This window comes from Streptomyces sp. NPDC056883, from assembly GCF_042788835.1.
GTDB lineage: Bacteria > Actinomycetota > Actinomycetes > Streptomycetales > Streptomycetaceae > Streptomyces > Streptomyces stoeckheimensis.
This window is the reverse complement of the sequence record NZ_JBHUBS010000004.1, coordinates 584,148-601,374: the sequence shown is the minus strand read 5'-3', so window position 1 is coordinate 601,374 and position 17,227 is coordinate 584,148. Positions and strand designations below refer to the sequence as shown.

At 72.5% G+C, this 17,227-nt stretch carries 14 protein-coding genes and 1 riboswitch; of the genes, 3 read left to right on the top strand and 11 right to left on the bottom strand.

What is annotated here, in order from left to right:
• Positions 1 to 273: 273 nt before the first annotated feature.
• Together ACFRU2_RS14595 and ACFRU2_RS14590 are read right to left on the bottom strand one after the other, a co-directional pair.
• Positions 274 to 729, bottom strand: coding sequence for an SRPBCC family protein (locus ACFRU2_RS14595; protein ID WP_382971876.1), 456 nt, complete (start codon positions 727 to 729; stop codon positions 274 to 276).
• 89 nt (positions 730 to 818) lie between these two features.
• Positions 819 to 1,613, bottom strand: a complete 795-nt coding sequence (locus tag ACFRU2_RS14590) for a metallophosphoesterase (protein WP_382971874.1) — start codon at positions 1,611 to 1,613, stop codon at positions 819 to 821.
• A 228-nt stretch (positions 1,614 to 1,841) separates the two neighbouring features.
• On the opposite strand from ACFRU2_RS14590, the gene ACFRU2_RS14585 reads away from it, so the two are divergent.
• Positions 1,842 to 3,638, top strand: coding sequence for an AMP-dependent synthetase/ligase (locus ACFRU2_RS14585; RefSeq protein WP_382971872.1), 1,797 nt, complete (start codon positions 1,842 to 1,844; stop codon positions 3,636 to 3,638).
• A gap of 15 nt (positions 3,639 to 3,653) precedes the next feature.
• Here ACFRU2_RS14585 and ACFRU2_RS14580 read toward each other — a convergent pair whose 3' ends face one another.
• The 7 genes from ACFRU2_RS14580 to ACFRU2_RS14550 all read right to left on the bottom strand — a co-directional run bounded on the left by ACFRU2_RS14580 (position 3,654) and on the right by ACFRU2_RS14550 (position 12,685).
• The gene (locus ACFRU2_RS14580; protein ID WP_382971870.1) at positions 3,654 to 5,270 is read right to left on the bottom strand and encodes a GMC oxidoreductase; all 1,617 of its coding nucleotides are present in this window, start codon (positions 5,268 to 5,270) and stop codon (positions 3,654 to 3,656) included.
• Positions 5,271 to 5,464: 194 nt separating this feature from the next.
• The gene (locus tag ACFRU2_RS14575) at positions 5,465 to 6,607 is read right to left on the bottom strand and encodes a glycosyltransferase family 4 protein (protein WP_382971869.1); all 1,143 of its coding nucleotides are present in this window, start codon (positions 6,605 to 6,607) and stop codon (positions 5,465 to 5,467) included.
• Positions 6,608 to 7,165: 558 nt separating this feature from the next.
• Positions 7,166 to 8,353: a hypothetical protein gene (locus tag ACFRU2_RS14570; RefSeq protein ID WP_382971867.1), complete on the bottom strand. Its 1,188-nt coding sequence runs from the start codon at positions 8,351 to 8,353 to the stop codon at positions 7,166 to 7,168.
• A gap of 90 nt (positions 8,354 to 8,443) precedes the next feature.
• On the bottom strand, positions 8,444 to 9,496 hold the full coding sequence (locus ACFRU2_RS14565; protein WP_382971866.1) for an NlpC/P60 family protein: 1,053 nt from the start codon (positions 9,494 to 9,496) through the stop codon (positions 8,444 to 8,446).
• 255 nt (positions 9,497 to 9,751) lie between these two features.
• Complete coding sequence (locus ACFRU2_RS14560; protein WP_382971864.1) at positions 9,752 to 10,783, bottom strand: NlpC/P60 family protein; 1,032 nt, start codon at positions 10,781 to 10,783, stop codon at positions 9,752 to 9,754.
• Between the two features lie 258 nt (positions 10,784 to 11,041).
• Positions 11,042 to 12,406 carry an NYN domain-containing protein gene (locus ACFRU2_RS14555; RefSeq protein WP_382971922.1) on the bottom strand — a complete coding sequence of 455 codons (1,365 nt, stop codon included), beginning with the start codon at positions 12,404 to 12,406 and terminating at the stop codon, positions 11,042 to 11,044.
• A gap of 39 nt (positions 12,407 to 12,445) precedes the next feature.
• Positions 12,446 to 12,685, bottom strand: a complete 240-nt coding sequence (locus ACFRU2_RS14550; protein WP_030036330.1) for a hypothetical protein — start codon at positions 12,683 to 12,685, stop codon at positions 12,446 to 12,448.
• 147 nt (positions 12,686 to 12,832) lie between these two features.
• On the opposite strand from ACFRU2_RS14550, the gene ACFRU2_RS14545 reads away from it, so the two are divergent.
• Both ACFRU2_RS14545 and ACFRU2_RS14540 read left to right on the top strand, forming a co-directional pair.
• A complete protein-coding gene (locus tag ACFRU2_RS14545; protein ID WP_375955171.1) occupies positions 12,833 to 13,555 on the top strand; it encodes a rhomboid family intramembrane serine protease in 723 nt (240 codons plus the stop codon).
• The gene (locus ACFRU2_RS14540) at positions 13,552 to 13,833 is read left to right on the top strand and encodes an Lrp/AsnC family transcriptional regulator (protein ID WP_250742500.1); all 282 of its coding nucleotides are present in this window, start codon (positions 13,552 to 13,554) and stop codon (positions 13,831 to 13,833) included. Before ACFRU2_RS14545 ends, ACFRU2_RS14540 begins: the two co-directional genes overlap by 4 nt.
• Before the next feature lie 427 nt (positions 13,834 to 14,260).
• Here the strand turns inward: ACFRU2_RS14540 and ACFRU2_RS14535 are convergent, their stop codons facing one another.
• Positions 14,261 to 15,649 (bottom strand): aminotransferase class V-fold PLP-dependent enzyme, encoded by a 1,389-nt coding sequence (locus ACFRU2_RS14535; RefSeq protein ID WP_382971861.1) that lies wholly within the window; start codon positions 15,647 to 15,649, stop codon positions 14,261 to 14,263.
• A 242-nt stretch (positions 15,650 to 15,891) separates the two neighbouring features.
• Positions 15,892 to 16,008, bottom strand: a riboswitch (SAM riboswitch).
• A gap of 95 nt (positions 16,009 to 16,103) precedes the next feature.
• Positions 16,104 to 17,168 carry an anthranilate phosphoribosyltransferase gene (gene trpD / locus ACFRU2_RS14530; RefSeq protein WP_382971860.1) on the bottom strand — a complete coding sequence of 355 codons (1,065 nt, stop codon included), beginning with the start codon at positions 17,166 to 17,168 and terminating at the stop codon, positions 16,104 to 16,106.
• Positions 17,169 to 17,227: the final 59 nt, after the last annotated feature.

The window sequence follows — 17,227 nt, the reverse complement described above, 5'->3', positions numbered from 1 at the left end:
GCGCTCCTGGTGGTGTTTGGGGGCTCGGGGGTGCGGGCCCCCCCCCCCGCGAACGACGCCGCACCCGGCAACGGGTCCGGGGCGCAGCCCCGGGGAACGGGCGAAGGGCGGGTAGGGGACCCAGCCCCGCAGGGCCCACCCAGCCGCACCCGCCCACCGGCACCCACGCCAGGCGGCAGGGGCGGCAACCCCGACCGGGCCACCGCCGGACGGAGTCCGGCGCAGCGACGCGAAGCCCGCGCAGCGGTGCGAGCGACGCGTCGAAAAGGCGCGTCAAGAAGGTTGGCCGGGGCGGCTTTCCACGCGCTTCTTCAGGCCCGCCAGCGCGCGGTCGATGATGACCTTCTCCGCCTTGCGCTTGATCATGCCGAGCATCGGGATCTTGACGTCCACCGTCAGCGAGTAGGTCACCTCGGTGCGCGCACCGCCCGCGACCGGCGCCAGCTGGTAGGACCCGTCGAGCTGCCGCAGCATCTGGGACTTGTCCAGCGTCCAGCTGACCGTGTTCTCGGCCGGCCAGGTGTAGGCCAGCGTGTGGTCGTCCTTGATCGCGCCCGCGTCCAGCAGCAGCCGGACGAGAGAAGCCCGGCCGGCGTCGTCCTTCGCCAGTACCTCGGCCTCCTTCACCTCGCCGGTCCATTCCGGGTAGCGGGCGAAGTCGGCGATCACGGCCATGACGTCGGCCGGGGCCGCCTCGATCGTGATGCTCGAGCTGGTGTGTTCCGCCATCGCGGTCGCTCCTCCGGGGGGAGTTCGAGGAAGTGTGCGGACGGCCGGGGCCGCCGCGTGAAGGCTATCGCGCGTCACGTCATGACCGGTCACCACTCCAGGGCCCACGGCCTCCCCGTGGCGGCGAAGTGCCCGACGTTCACGCACTCGGTGGCGCCGATCCGCATCCGGCGGGCGAGCGGCTGGTGGACGTGGCCGAAGAGCGCGTACCGGGGTCGCACCCGGCGGATCGCGGCGAGCAGCGCCCCGCTCCCCCGCTCGAAGCGCCGGGCCACCGTGTCGTAGCAGAGCTCGGGCACGTCCGGCGGGATGTGCGAGCACAGCACGTCGACCTCGCCCAGCGCCTCCACCTTGGCCGCGTACTCCTCCTCGGGCACCTCGTAGGGCGTGCGCATCGGCGAGGGCAGGCCGCCGCCGACGAAGCCGAAGACGCGGCCCCCGATCTCGACCCGCTGCCCGTCGAGCACGGTGAGGCCGGGGCCGGCGTACTCGGGCCAGAGGCCGGGGATGTCGACGTTGCCGTACGTGGCGTACGTGGGCCGGGGGAAGGCGGCGAACATCTCGGCGTACTGGCGCCGGACGGCGCCCTCGACCAGTCGTTCGCGGTCCCGCCCGGCCCACAGGCCGCGGGCGAACTCCCGGGCCTCCTCGAAACGGCGGGCGGTGCGCAGTTCGACGATGTGGTCGGCGTTCTCGACGCCGAAGAGGTCGGGGAAGATGCCGCGCGAGTGGTCGGCGTAGTCGAGGAAGAGGACGAGGTCGCCCAGGCAGATCAGCGCATCGGCGCCTTCCCCGGCCCGTGCCAGTGCCTCGGTGTTGCCGTGGACGTCGCTGACCACGTGGACCCGTGTCCGGTTCTTGATGCCACCCATAGAGCCACCCATGCGGCCACCCTAGGCGCGCCGGGCCGCCGCGGGGAGGGAATCGGGCCAGGCGGCCGGACCTGCGGTTACTTCCGAGTCGCAAAGCGGGTCGACTAATGTCGGCAGGACACGGCCGTGACATGTGACGCAGGGAACATCTGGCCGGTTCCCTCTATCCGGAACCGCCTACCGGTGGGTAACGTCGCGTCGGTCCACATGGTGGCGATGGCGCCCAGAGGAGCAGCAGTCTTGCGCGAGTTCAGCCTTCCGGCCCTGTACGAGGTCCCGTCGGACGGGAACCTGACGGATCTCATCCGCCGCAACGCCGCTCAGCATCCCGACACCGCCGTCATGGCCCGCAAGGTCGCCGGCGCGTGGCAGGACGTCACCGCGACGGAGTTCCTCGCCGAGGTCCGCGCCGCGGCGAAGGGCCTGATCGCGGCCGGCATCAAGCCCGGCGACCGGGTCGCCCTGATCTCCCGCACCCGCTACGAGTGGGTGCTGATCGACTTCGCGATCTGGAGCGCGGGCGCCGTCACGGTCCCCGTGTACGAGACCAGCTCCCCCGAGCAGATCCAGTGGATCCTCGGCGACTCCGGCGCCGTCGCCGTCCTCGTGGAGTCCCCCGGGCACGCCGCGGCCGTGGCCGCCCTGCGCGACCGGCTGCCGGAGCTGCGCGAGGTCTGGGAGATCGAGCAGGGCGCCCTGGAGACGCTGAACGCGGCCGGCGCCGGGATCTCCGACGCCGTGCTCGACGAGCGCAGCGCGCTCGCGGGCGCCGACGACCCGGCCACCATCGTCTACACCTCCGGCACCACCGGCCGCCCCAAGGGCTGCGTGCTGACCCACCGCAGCTTCTTCGCCGAGTGCGGGAACATCGTGGCCCGGCTGCGTCCGCTGTTCCGGACCGGCGAGTGCTCCGTGCTGCTCTTCCTGCCGGCCGCGCACGTGTTCGGCCGCCTGGTGGAGGTGGCGGCCGTGCTGGCGCCGATCCGGCTGGGCTGCGTACCGGACATCAAGAACCTGACCGACGAGCTGCAGTCCTTCCGGCCCACTCTGATCCTCGGCGTCCCGCGAGTCTTCGAGAAGGTCTACAACTCGGCCCGCGCCAAGGCCCAGGCCGACGGCAAGGGCAAGATCTTCGACGCGGCGGCCGAGACGGCGATCGCGTACAGCCGCGCGCTGGACCTGCCGGGCGGGCCGTCCCTCAAGCTCAAGCTGAAGCACAAGCTCTTCTCCAAGCTGGTCTACAGCAAGCTCCACACGGTCCTCGGCGGGCGCGGCGAGTACGCGATCTCCGGCGGCGCCCCGCTGGGCGAGCGGCTCGGCCACTTCTTCCGCGGCATCGGCTTCACGGTCCTGGAGGGCTACGGGCTGACCGAGTCCTGTGCGGCCACGGCCTTCAACCCGTGGGACAAGACGAAGATCGGTACGGTCGGCCAGCCGCTCCCGGGCTCCGTGGTGCGCATCGCCGACGACGGCGAGGTGCTGCTGCACGGCGAGCACATCTTCAAGGAGTACTGGAACAACCCGTCGGCCACCGCCGACGCGCTGACCGACGGCTGGTTCCACACGGGCGACGTCGGCACGCTCGACGAGGACGGCTACCTGGCGATCACCGGGCGCAAGAAGGAGCTCATCGTCACGGCCGGCGGCAAGAACGTCGCCCCCGCGGTGATCGAGGACCGGATCCGGGCGCACGCGCTGGTCGCGGAGTGCATGGTGGTCGGCGACGCGCGGCCGTTCGTGGCCGCGCTGGTCACCATCGACGAGGAGTTCCTGGGCCGCTGGGCCGCGGAGCACGGCAAGCCGGCCGGTGTGACGGCGGCCCAGCTGCGCGAGGACGCGGACCTCATCGCCGCCGTCCAGAAGGCCGTGGACGACGGCAACGCGGCGGTTTCCAAGGCGGAATCGGTGCGGAAATTCCGCATTCTGCCCTCCCAGTTCACGGAGGAGTCCGGGCACATCACGCCTTCGCTGAAGCTGAAGCGGAATGTGGTGGCGAAGGACTTCGCGGACGAGATCGAAGCCCTCTACCGGGGCTAGGAGCGGGCCCCCGGGTCAGCGCGGGTCTTCGGCGAGGACCCGCGCCACGTTCCGCTCTGCAAGGGCGGTGACGGTCACGAAGGGGTTCACCCCGAGCGATCCGGGGATCAGCGAGCTGTCGGTGACGTAGAGGCCCTGGTAGCCCTTGACGCGGCCGAAGTCGTCGGTCGCGTCCCCCAGGACGCAGCCGCCCAGCGGGTGGTAGGTGAAGTTGTCGGCGAAGTTCTTGTTGTCGCCGAAGAGGTCGTAGCGGTAGATGGTGAAGTTGGCCCGGTTGATCCGGTCGAAGAGGCGCTTGGCGGACTCGACGGACGGGGTGTTCTGGTCCCGGGTCCACTGGAGCTTCGCCGAGTCGCTGGCGGCGTCGTAGGTGAAGTGCCCGCGCTCCGGGTTCTTGGTGATGGCCAGGTACATCGAGATCCAGTGCTCGAACCCCATCGGGAGCGGGGCGATCTCGGCGAAGACCGGGTTCGAGGCGTTGTCCCAGTCGTCGATGCCGAGGGCGGGCATGGTGGCCTGGTTGGCGCCGACCGTGTCCCACAGGTGGTTGGCGCGGGCGGTCATGACGTTGCCGTTGTGGCCCCAGCCGAGGCCCACCTTGTCGTTCAGGGCGGGCAGGGTGCCGGTCTCGCGGGCGCGCAGCAGGATCTCTGTGGTGCCGAGGCTGCCGGCGCCGAGGAAGAGCTGCTTGCAGCCCAGTTCGCGGACCTGGGTGACGCGGCCGGTGAGGTCGCTGGTCTGGACGGTCAGGACGTAGCCGCCGGCCGGGTCCTGCCGTACGCCGACCACGCGCTGCATGGTCTCGATGGTGACGTTCCCCGTGCCCAGGGCGGCGGCGAGGTAGGTCTTGTCCACGCTCTTCTTGCCGTGGTTGTTGCCGTAGATGACCTCGCCCGCGAGGGCGGATCTGGTGGCGGTGCCGGCGGCCTCGCGCTTCATGTACTCGAAGTCGTAGACGTTGGGGACGAAGGTGGTCTTCAGCCCGGTCTTCTGGGCGTGCTTGCGGGAGATCCGGGCGAAGCGGTACCACTCGGTGGACTCGAACCAGGCCGGGTCGATGTCGTTGACCCCGAGCATGGCGCGGGCGCGGGGGTAGTAGGTGCCGTACATCTCGTCGGCGTCCACCCGGGGCAGGATCTCGGTGAAGTACGAGCGCTTCGGCGTGGGCGCCATACCGCCGTTGACCAGGGAGCCGCCGCCGACTCCGCGGCCCACGTACACCGACATGTCGCCGTAGTTCACCCGGTCCAGGACCCCGGGGTACGGGCTGATGTTGCGGTTGACCACGTCCAGCCAGAGGAACTGGGCGAGCGGGGCCTCGGTGCGGTTGCGGAACCACATCGAGCGCTGGTCGGGGGCGGAGGTGGCGGGGAAGACCTTCCCGTCGGCGCCCGGGGTGTCCCAGAGCCGGCCCATCTCCAGGACGACGGTCCGCACGCCGGCCTGCCCGAGGCGGAGCGCGGCGACGGCGGATCCGTAGCCGGAGCCGACGACGATGGCCGGGGCGTACGCGGCGGCCGCGGGCTCGGCGGCCGCCGCGGACTGCAGGCCGATCCGGGTGAAGCCGAGGGCCGCCGCGGTCTGCAGGGCGCCGAGACCGAGAACATGACGACGTGTCAGGTTGGGTGTCATGGCCGCATCATGAGCGGATTCCGCTCAACCGGCCATAACCCGCACTGACACGCTTCTGAGTAACAGTCAGACATGGCTCGACCGTAGGCGGGCCCCGCCCCGGCCCGCGCGATGTGATCGAATCTGCCCGCAATCGGCCCCTCGGGAGCGATAATCCCCCCTCCGTGCGGAAAGGGGACCCCGCGCATGACTCCCTACAGGAGCTCGCGCAGACGCTCCGCCAGCAGGTCCCAGCGCCACTTCTCCTCGACCCAGGCACGGCCGCGCTCGCCCATGCGCGCGCGCAGGGCCGGGTCACGGAGCAGGGTGACGACACGGTCGGCCGTCTCGGCCGGGGACCCGCCGCGGACCACCCAGCCCGTCTCCCCGTCCAGTACGGCGTCCGGAGCGCCTCCGGAGTCGCCGGCGATCACCGGCAGGCCGGTGGCGGAGGCCTCCAGGTAGACGATGCCGAGGCCTTCCACGTCGAGCCCGCCGCGCCGGGTCCGGCAGGGCATCGCGAAGACGTCCCCCGCCCCGTAGTGGGCGGGCAGTTCCGACCACGGGACCGCTCCCGTGAACACGACGGACTCCGCGACCCCGGTCGACACGGCCAGGGCCCGCAGGTCGGCCTCGTAGGGGCCGCCGCCGACGATGAGCAGCACGGCGTCGGGCAGCGCCTTCAGGATCTGCGGCATCGCCTCGATCAGCGTGTCCTGGCCCTTGCGGGGAACGAGCCGCGAGACGCAGACGACCACCGGCCGGTCCGTCAGGCCCAGCCGTGCCCGGACCTCCGCGCCGCCCGACCCCGGGTGGAAGGTCTTCTCGTCCACCCCCGGCGGGAGCTGCGTCATGCGCACCGCCGCGCGGTCCGTCAGGGCCGGGGCGATCCGCGAACGGGTGTACTCCCCCAGGTAGGTCAGGGTGTCCGTGCCCTCGCCGATGCGCCGCAGCAGCTGGCGCGCGACCGGCAGCTGCGCCCAGCCCGCCTCGTGCCCGTGCGTGGTCGCCACGATCCGGCGTGCGCCGGCCCGGCGCAGGGCGGGTCCCATCAGCCCCAGCGGGGCCGCCGCGCCGAACCACACCGACGAGCAGCCGTGTTCGCGCAGCAGGCCCACGGCCCGGCGGGTGACCCGGGGGGTCGGCAGCAGCATCGTCGTTCGGTCGCGGACCACCTGGAAGGGCTGCTCCGCGTCGAAGGCGGCGGTGGCGGCGCGGGCCTCGGCCGAGTGCTTCCAGGTGGAGGCGTAGACCACGACCCGGTCGGGGTCCAGTCGCAGCGCCATGTTGTGCAGGAAGGCCTGGATGCCCCCCGGCCGCGGCGGGAAGTCGTTGGTCACGATCAGCGTCTTGTCCATCGCCTGCCGACCCTACCGGAGCCCACGCGCGGGTCCCTGCGGCCCCGATGCCCGGGCGATGCGCGGCACCCTGCGGGGCGGGGGCGTGTGGGTGCGCGGCCTGCGGGGCGGAGGGTCCGAGTACGCCGCCTGCGGGACGGAGGCGCGGGTACGCAGCCTGCGGGGGCGGACGTGTGGGTCCGCAGCCCACGGGCGCGGGGCCTGTGGGTACGCAGCCTGCGGGGGCGTGCGGTCCAGGCCGCGCGGGCCGGACCGGCGGAGCCGGGGCTGCGCCCGAGGCCCCTGGGGCTCCGCCCCAGACCCCGCGCCTCAAACGCCGGCGGGGCTGGAATTGCCCTGCGGGCAATCCAGCCCACAGCACCGTCGGCCCGCCGCACGCATGCGCAGGCTTTTTCACCGCACGCATGCGCGGACCCCTGCGCAGCGTGCACATCCGGACCCGTGCGTAAGGTGCAGGCCTGCGCCGGCCACAATCCAGCCCCTCCGGCGTTTGAGGAGCAGGGGTCCGGGGGCTGGCCCCCGGCAGCGGTGCCGCGCCCGGCCGTCGTGTGGTGCGGGCTAGCGGAACTCACCGGTCAGGGACTGCTGCCAGGCCCGGGTCAGGGCGGCGGGATCCGTGCCGAGGGTCTCCGACAGGACCGTCGGGAGGGACTCGCGGCCGGACTTCTCGTACAGGGAGACCAGTGCCGCGTCCCCCCACCGCCGGGCGATGAGCCGGCAGGCCATCCAGGAGCCCTCGTAGGCCCGCGCCAGTGCGTCCGCGTCCCCGCCGAAGGCGAAGGAAGCGGCCTCGGGGAGCGCCCCCGGCAGATCGCCCTGCCGCACCGCCCGGGCGAGGGCCGGCGCGACTTCGGCCGGGCCGCGGTCGCTGTCGCGGTAGGCGGCCCAGTCCGCGAAGCCCTCGGAGAGCCAGAGCGGGGTCCGGGACGTGGTCGCCGCCCGGGTCGCCACGTGGGTGGTCTCGTGGGTCAGGATCACCTGGCGGCCCTCCGCCGTGAGCTGCCCGTACCCCTCCGGGTTCACCACGACCCGGTCGGCGGGGGCCGGTCCCGCCCCGGTCCGCCCGGTGGTGACGGCGCCCAGGCCCCGGTACTCGTCCGCGGGCCGCCCCAGCAGCGCCGCCATCGCGTCCAGCGAGCCGGGCACCAGCACCACCACGCGGCCCGCCCACGGCCGCGGCCAGGCCGCGCTCGCCGCGGGCACCGCCCGGTCGGCCTCGGCGGCGATCGCGGAGAGGGAACCGGAACTCTGGCCGGCACCGCCGAGCACCAGGGCGTGCGCCCCGCGCTCCACGGACACCGGGCCCTGGTCCCACAGCTGGGGCAGGGCTCCGGGGGCGGGCCGGTCGGCGGTCACCGCCCAGGCGCCGCCGTCGCGGGTGAGCTCCACCTCGCGGGCGGAGCCGGCCGGGGCGGCGTCGTAGCCGGTGAGCCGGTAGCGCAGCTCGGCGCGCACGAAGGCCCGTACGCCTTCCACCCGGACCGTGGAGACCTCGTACGACCATCCCTCCAGCGGGATCGCCGCGAGGGCCGCGGGCGGAGCCGCAGACCAGGCGGCGACGGCCCGCCGGACCTCCCCTTCGACGGGGTCCGCCGAAGCCGAGGGGGCCCGGGAACCGGAACCGGAAGGAGAACCGGAACCGGAGCCGCATCCGGCCAGCGGCACGCAGAGCAGCAGCAGGCAGAGCAGCACCGGCGGCAGTGCGCGCGGGCGCCGGAGAGGGGTACGGCCCAGGACCGGGAGCATCACCCGATCGTACGCAGCGCAGCCCTGGGGGCTGTCGTCACATTCCCGCCTGCTCCCCGACGGGCGACGACAGGAATGTGACGACAGCCCCTAGGGCCGGGTCACCGAGGAGACCGGCATCATCCCGACGGGGTCGTACCGCACCCGCGCCCCCGGGTACGGGGCGTGCACCACCTGGCCGTTGCCGACGTACATGCCGACGTGGCTGGCGTCCGAGCGGTACGTCACCAGGTCCCCCGGGCGCGCCTCCGACAGCGAGACCCGGCGCCCGGCGTGCCGCTGTGCCTGCGAGGTGCGCGGCAGGGAGACGCCCGCCTGCCGGTACGACCACACCATCAGGCCGGAGCAGTCGAAGCCGGAGGGGCCGGTGGATCCCCATACGTAGGGCCGTCCCACGGCGGAGCGGGCCGCCATCACGGCGGTCATGGCGCGCCCGGAGGAGGGTCCGGAGGCCGCGGGGTCGGGGAGTTCGGGCAGGGCGTCGGGGCGGCCGCCGGAGCGCGAGGCCCGGTCGAAGTCGGCGCGCTCCTGCGAGGGCATCGCGTTGAGGAGCCGGCGGGCGGCGGCCAGCTTGGCGGTGACGGCGCGCTTCTCCTTCGCCACGTCGGCGCGCAGGGCGTCGAGTTCGGCGAGCTTGTGGGAGGCCTCTTGGCGTTCCTGGCCGAGGCGGCGCTGCTCGGAGTGCAGTTCGTCGAGCTGGCGGGCCTGCCGGCCGGACAGCCGGTCGAGTGCGGCGGCTTTGGCGAGGTAGTCGTCCGGGTTGTCGGAGAGCATCAGCTCGACGGCGGGGTCGATGCCGCCGGCCCGGTACTGGGCTCCGGCGTAGGCGCCGAGCACCCCGCGCATGGTGTTGATGCGGTCCTGCCCGCGGGCCACCGCGTCCTGGACCCGGGCGACTTCGGCGCGGAGCCGGCCGGCGCGCTCGCCCGCCTGGTTGAAGCGTTCGGTGGCCTGTTCGGCCTCTTCGAAGAGCCGGTCGACCTGGGCGCGGGTGCCCGTGGAGGGCTCCTGCGGGAGGCCGGGGGCGGCACCGGCGGGTGCGCCCGACATGGCGACCGCTGCTCCCGCCGCGGCGGCGGTGAGGACGGTGACCTTGGTGTTCCGGTCGAGGGCGCTGGGCCCGGACCGGCGATGGGACGCCACGTGAAACCGCTCCCTCCTGCTGGGGCGGGACCCGGGTCCGCCCTCCGTGGACGGCCGTGTGCCGGGGTTCCGCGCTGGCAGACAGTAGCCGCGCGGGAGGGCACCGGCCAACGACCTCCGGCGGGCACACACAGTGACGCCCCGTCGGAGACGCAGGTCACCGGCGGGGCGTGTGGTCAGAGCGGGGCCTCGTAATTCGCCCGGATGGGCGGTGTACGGCGCGTCCGGACGGACCCTGTGCGGAGGAGGGGGGCGTCAGCCGACGCGCACGCCGAACTGGAACGGCATGTTGTCCATCGATTCGTACTTGACGCCGCTGCGCGGGTTCGAGGCGTGCAGCACCGTGTTGCCGCCCGCGTACAGGCCGACGTGGTGCAGGTCGCCGTAGAAGAACACCAGGTCGCCCGGCTGGAGCTGGCTCCTGCCGATCCGGGTGCCGTCGTTGATCTGCGTGAAGGTGGTGCGCGATATCGACACGTTGGCCTGCTTGTACGCCCACTGGGTCAGGCCCGAGCAGTCGAACGTGTTGGGGCCTTCGTGGCCCGATATGTACGCGCTGCCGATCTTGGTCTTGGCGGCGGCGAGGGCGGCGCCTGCCCGGCCGGAGGGCTTCACGTTGCCGAGGTCGGGGACGCGGTCGCCGGCGCCGCGGCTGGCGCGCGAGTCCTCGTCCTTGATCGCCTGTCGCTCCTGGGCCGTCAGCGTGTTCAGGAGCGCCTGGGCCTCGGCGAGCTTGTCCGCGGAGGCCTTCTTCTTGTCGCCGAGTTCCTTGCGGGTGGCGTCGAGGTCGGTGAGCTTGCCCGCGGCCTCCTGGCGCTGCTGCGCGAGGGTGCGCTGCTTGGCCTGGATCTTCTGGACCGCTTCGACCTGCTGACCGCTCAGCTGCTCCAGGGTGGAGGCCTTGTCGAGGTAGCTGTCCGGGTCCGCCGAGAGGAAGAGCGCGAGGGACTGGTCGATGCCGCCGCTGCGGTACTGGGCGCTGGCCATCGAACCGAGCGTGCCGCGCAGCGCGTTGAGGTCCTCCTGGCCGCGGGCGACCTGGTCCTGGAGCTGCCCGATCTCGGTCTCGAGCTTGTCCTGGCGCTCCTTGGCCCCGTTGAACTTCTCGGTGGCCTGCTCCGCCTCTTCGTAGAGGGCGTCGACCTTGGCCTTGACCTCGTCCTTGTTCGGCTTGGCGGGGGCGGCGTTGGCGGCCTGCCCCGAGAGGACCACGGCGGCTGCCGCGGTGACGCCGAGCACGGTCGTGCGCATGCGGGTCGGCTGCTTGGGTCGACGGTGGGACGCCACGAAGGCGAGCTCCTTCTTCCTAGAGCCGCCGAAAACGCGAGAAACAGCTCGGCGACACCTTCGCTGCCACCCCGAATGAGTGAACTACCGCACGAAGGTTTGAGCTGACCCTAGTGACCCTTCTGTGATCAGTTCAAATCCTGTCGGCAAAAAACTCGCTGTCCGACCAGGTTCTTTACCTACAGCGCACGCTCCGTGTCGGCGACTTGACGGTACGTTCCCGCGAGGGCCTACCAATTCCGGCATTGGGCCCAGCAGTTACGAAACGCGCGAAAGCCGCTTCAGCAACAAGGCGGACGCCACCGGCCGCGCACCGGCCTTGGCCACCCCGTCGGCGACCTCCCGGTCCGTGGAGACCACGACCACCGGACGGCCCGCCGGTTCGGCGCGCACCAGCTGGCGGATAAGCTCGTCCGCCGTCACCCCGGCCTTGGAGAACAGCACCCGCACCCCGCGCGGCGGCGCGAGCAGCACCGGTGCCGCCAGCTCCGCCCCGTCGAAGACGCAGGTCATCTCGGCGCCCGTCTGTGCGGCGAGCATCGACAGCCCGCCCAGCAGCCGCAGCCGCTGCTTCTCCAGCGGCATCGTCGGGTAGCCGGTCTTGGTGACGTTGTAGCCGTCGACCACCAGATGGGCCTGGGGCAGCGCCAGCAACTGGTCCAGCAGCGCCGGGTCGGTCTCCGACAGGGCGCGCGCCGCGATGTCCTTCGGGGTCATCCGGCCCGGCTCCACGGCCTCCACCGTGTCGGCGGGCCGCGTGGAGACCGGCGGCAGCGCGAGCTCCCGGCGCAGTCCCGCGGCCGCGTCCAGCACGGTGTCCAGCAGCAGCCGCAGCCGCATGTCCTCGATGCTGCGCCCCTCGCGGGTGGCCCGGCGCGAGGTCTCCAGCGCCGATTCCACCTCCGCGAGGCGGGACTTGAGCCGCCGGGTCTCGCTCTCCGCGGTGGTCACCTGGGCGGCCGCCTCGGCGCGGATGCCGTCGACCTCCGCGTTGATCTTGCGCAGGGCCGCGTCGCCCCGCTTGACGTCGCTGAGGGCACTGCGCAGCTTGCGCTGAAGCGATTCCGCTTCCTTGCGCGCCGCGTCCAGCTCGGCCCGTACCTGGTCGACACCCGTGCGCTGCAGTTCCCGTACGTGGGCCAGCTCCTCGCGGAGCCGCTCCATCTCGCGGCGGGCCTCCTCGTCGACCCGCTCGGCGTCGGCGCGCTGCGCCTCCTCGCCCGCGGCGGCGACGAGCTTGACCCAGCCGGTCGGCCGCAGCACGTACGCGGCGGCCGCCACGTCCAGCGGATCGGCGGCGGCGGGCGGGGCGCCCGACTCCAGCGCGGAGGCCAGGTCGGCCTGCGTCTCGCGGAACTTCTCGGCGACCCGGCTCCGGAAGACGGGGTCGCTCTCCACGGCCGTGGCCATGGCGTTGCCCGCGAACTTGGCGCGCCGGGTCGGGGTGAAACGGGCGTACTGGCGCAGCTGCGCCGGGAGGTCCGCGACCGTCAGGCCGCCGAAGGCGTCCGAGACGAGCGCGACGACCCGGCGCCGCACGCCTTCCGGCAGCGGGCGGTCGAGGACCTCCGCGGCGTCGCCGGCCGCATCGGCCGGCTCAGCGCCGCTTGCTGGCTCCACAATCCGTCACCCCTACCGTCATTCACCTGTGGGCGGGGCTCCTTAGGAGTCCGCGCCCGGCCTGTCGACCAGCTCGATCTGGTCCACCGCGTTGCACCAGCGGCAGCGCACCGACTCGATGGTCTCATTGACCACCTCGCGCTCCTCGACCTTGGGCTCCCCGGCGAGGTCCAAGTGGATGTACTCCACGACCTTCGACGAACGGGTGACGTCGAAGCGCGTGAGGTTGCCGCACAGCGTGCAGCGCCACCGGGTGGTGTCGGTCGGCAGGGGAACCGTCATCAGGCCGCTCTCTCCTTCTATCGCTCACATGGCGCAAGCACGGCACCCTCCCGTGTCGTCACGGGTGGCGCGCGCGTGCGTGCGTAGCTCGTAACCCTACGGCCTGCCGCACCCGCTGGTGGGCCCGGCTGGGTCATGCTCGTTCGCATGATCGTAAGGTGGCAGGCCGTACGCGAGGCCGCCCGGGGCCCGGTGGTCACGCACGCGCTGATCGCCGGCTGCTGCGTGGTGTTCGTACTGAGCCCGGCGTCGGGGCTGAACCCGGTCTACGGGACGGGCGATCAGCTCCTGGCCACGGGCACGGCGTACTTCCGGCGCTGGGGCGTGGTCCCGGACGAGCTGTTCACCGGCTCGGGGCGGGCGGCGCTCACCCCCCTCACGGCGCTGTTCGTGCACGGGAGCTGGCTGCACCTGCTGGGCAACATGCTCTTCCTCTACGTCTTCGGGGCGATGACGGAGCGGCGCATGGGCCGGGCCTGGTTCCTCTGCTTCTACGTCTGTACGGGCTACCTGGCCCTGGCCGCGTACGCGGCGGCCTACGCCTCCTCGGACCAGACCCTGGTCGGGGCCTCCGGGGCGATCTCCGCGGTCCTGGGAGCCTTCCTGTACCTGTTCCCCAGGGCACGGGTGACGAGCCTGTTCCCGTTCCTGTTCTTCCTGCCGCTGCGCTTCCCGGCGTGGATCGTTCTGATGTTCTGGTTCGGCCTCCAGTGGCTGGCGGCGCACCGCGCGGCGAGCGGCCCCGGAGTCGCCTATCTGGCCCACGTGGTGGGCTTTTCGGTGGGCTTCCTCTACGCATGGGCCCGCTACCGGGGTGGGACTAGAGTGGGTCGACCAGTGACAGTAGGCGAGGGAGACAGCCAACCGTGATCACCGCACTCGTGCTCATCAAGACCAGCGTGGACCGGATCCCCGAGATCGCCGAGGCCATCGCCGCGCTGGACAGCGTCAGCGAGGTCTACTCGGTCACGGGCACCTACGACCTCATCGCGATGGTCCGCGTGTCCCGGCACGAGGACCTGGCCGACATCATTCCCGGCCGCATCAGCAAGATCCCGGGCGTGGAGGCGACGGACACGCACGTGGCGTTCCGCACGTACTCCCAGCACGACCTGGAAGCGGCCTTCGCGATCGGCCTCGACGCGTAGGGTCTGGCCGGCCGGGGAACGCCGGCAGGGCCCGGGCCACCGTTCCCGGGCTCCAGCCCGCACCGAGCCCGGGCGCGCCGATCCAGCCGTCCGGCGTTCGAGGACCAGGTCAGGGCGGAGCCCTGGGAACGGTGGAAGGGCGGGTAGGGGACAGCCCCCGCAGGGCAGCCGGCCCCCGCGGTCCCCATCCATGTGGCCGCGTACGCCCGTGCCCCGCGGCCGAGTCGTTCATCCAGTCGGATGGCGCACTTGCCCAGGAGCCTCGGCCGACGGACTCCAGTGGACGTCGCCGTCGCCCCGTACCCCTTGAACGGTTCGCAGTCGGCAGCGCAGACGAGGGCGTGAGCCTGCGCGGTGGGTTGGCGCTTCGCCCACCAGGGCGGGGACCGCCGGTATCGGGTCCCAGTAGGTCATGCCCCGCAGCCTGTCAGACGGCCGGGACGCAGCGGCCCTCTTCGGTGCGGTACTGCCACTTGGCGCCGTCCGTGACGAGCTCCTTGACGGCGCGGACGAAGCGGTCCACGTGCTCGTCGGGGGTGCCGGCTCCGAAGCTGACGCGGATCGCGTTCAGGGACCGCTCGCCCGGGGCCGCCTCGGGGGCTCCGCACTCGCCCTGGGCCTGCGGCTCGCTGCCGAGGAGGGTGCGGAGCAGCGGGTGGGCGCAGAACAGGCCGTCGCGGACGCCGATGCCGTACTCGGCGGAGAGCGCGGCGGCGAAGTGCGAGCTGTTCCAGCCGTCGACGACGAAGGAGATGACGCCCACGCGCGGGGCGTCGTCGCCGAAGAGGGACAGGATGCGGACCGCCGGGACCTCGGCGAGGCCTTCGCGAACCTTGGCGATGAGGTGCTGCTCGCGGGCGACGAGGTTCTCGAAGCCGGCCTCGTTCAGGGCCTTGCAGGCGGAGGCGATGGAGTAGACGCCGATGACGTTCGGGGAGCCGGCCTCGTGGCGGGCGGCGGTGGTGTGCCACTCGACGTCCACGCCGCCGTCCTCGCGGCGGGCGACCTTGCGGGAGGCACCGCCGCCGGCGAGGTACGGGTCCGCCTCCTGCAGCCAGTCCGCGCGGCCGGCGAGCACGCCCGAGCCGAAGGGCGCGTAGAGCTTGTGTCCCGAGAAGGCGACCCAGTCCACGTCGAGGTCCTGGACCGAGACGGGGTGGTGCGGGGCCAGCTGGGCGGCGTCCAGGACGATGCGGGCGCCGTGGGCGTGCGCGGCGGCGGCGAGCTCCTTGACGGGCCACAGCTCGCCGGTGACGTTGGAGGCTCCGGTGACGCAGACCAGCGCCGGGCCGTAGGGGTCACGGTCGGCCAGGGCCCGCTCCAGGGTGGCGACGGCCTCGTCCGGGGTGCGGGGGGCGTTGAGGTAGGTGACCTGAGCGTTCGTCCACGGGAGCAGCGAGGCGTGGTGCTCGGTCTCGAAGACGAAGACCTGGCAGTCGGCCGGGATCACGGCGGCGAGCAGGTTGAGGGAGTCGGTGGCGGACCGGGTGAAGATCACCTGGTCGGAGGGCCGGCAGTCGAGGAACTCGGCGACCGTGACCCGGCTCTGCTCGAACAGGTCGGTGGAGAGCTGCGAGAGGTAGCCGGCGCCGCGGTGGACGCTGCCGTAGTACGGGGCGTACGCGGCGACGTCGTCCCAGACCCGCTGCAGTGCCGGGGCGCTGGCCGCGTAGTCGAGGGCGGCGTAGGTGACCTCGCCGCCGGTGACGAGCGGGACGGTGACGTCACGGCCGAGGACCGGCAGCGGCTCGACACAGGCGGGGTCGACGGCGGCAGCAGCAGAGGTGGTGGCGGCGGCGTTCAGGGTTGCGGACATGGCTGTATCTCCCGGCAGGCAGGTCTGAATGGCTTCGGTGTGCCCGTACGCGGATACGGCGCTGCGGCCGTTCGGGGTACGGGAGTGCCCCGGAACGCGGATCGGCCTGCGTACGCAGATGTGCTGCGGGTACGCGGAAGTGACCCTGTTCCGAGGGGTGAAGAAGGGGCGGAGTCGCCCTATCGCATTCGCTTGCTCACGGAAAACGCTCCTCAGAAGACCAGGACCCCTGGTGTTCGAGGGATCCGCGCTTGCCGTAGACCTCACTGCCTACGACCTGGTCATCACCCGGGGCACCCCGCCACGGAAGGAGGGTTGCCGGACAGCAAGCCGGGGCCTAAACGCTGTCACTCGTGACCTGAGGAGCATCCTGCCACACGATCTTCCGAACGCAAGACCCCGGTCCACATGGCGGACCGGGGTCGTTGTCTGATCTTGGCCGGATCCCGTCGGATTAGGCGTTGCTCGCCGCCGCCCAGCGGGCCAGCGCGGCCCGGGCCGCGCCCGAGTCTACCGACTCCGCCGCCCGGACGACACCGGCGGCGAGCTGCTCCTCCAGGGTGCCCGTACCCGGGTCCAGCGCGACCAGGGCCGCCGCCGAGTTCAGGAGCACCGCGTCGCGGACCGGGCCGGTCTCGCCGGCCAGCAGGCGGCGGGCCACGTCCGCGTTGAACGAGGCGTCCGCGCCCGCCAGGGCGGAGACCGGAACCAGCGGGATGCCGATGTCGCGCGGGTCGAAGCCCTGCTCCCTGACCTCGCCGTCGCGGACCCACCAGACCCGGGAGGTCGCCGTGGTGGTGAGCTCGTCGAGCCCGTCGTCACCGCGGAAGACCAGGGCCGAGGAGCCCCGCTCCGCCAGGACGCCCGCGACGATCGGGGCCACCCGCGCGTCGGCCACGCCGGTGGCCTGCGCCCGGACCCGTGCCGGGTTGGTCAGCGGGCCGAGGAAGTTGAAGGTGGTCCGGATGCCGAGCTCGCGGCGGGCCGCCGCCACGTGCCGCAGCGCGGGGTGGAACTTGACCGCGAAGCAGAAGGTGATCCCGGCTTCCTCGGCCACCTCAACGACCCGTGCGGGGGTGAGGTCGAGGTTGACGCCCAGCTTCTCCAGGACGTCCGAGGAGCCGCTCGCGGAGGACGAGGCCCGGTTGCCGTGCTTGACGACCTTGGCGCCCGTACCGGCCACCACGATCGCCGACATCGTGGAGATGTTGACCGTCTTGGCCCCGTCGCCCCCGGTCCCGACGATGTCCACCGTCCGGCCCGGCACCTCGATGAGGTTGGCGTGTTCGTACATGGCGCGGACCAGGCCGTTGATCTCGGAGACGGTCTCTCCCTTGGCCCGCAGCGCGACCGCGAAGCCGGCGATCTGGGCGTCGGTGGCCTCCCCGCGCATGATCCGGTCCATGGCCCAGGCCGTGTCGTCGGCGTCGAGGTCACGGCCGGTCAGCAGGGCCTCCAGAACGCCCGGCCAGCCGCGGGCCGCCGCGCTGTCGCCGCCTGCCGGGGTCACCAGGTTCATGGTCCGCTCCTGCTGCTCATCGAGGATTCCACGTCGAATGGGAAGGGCTTCAGCCTATC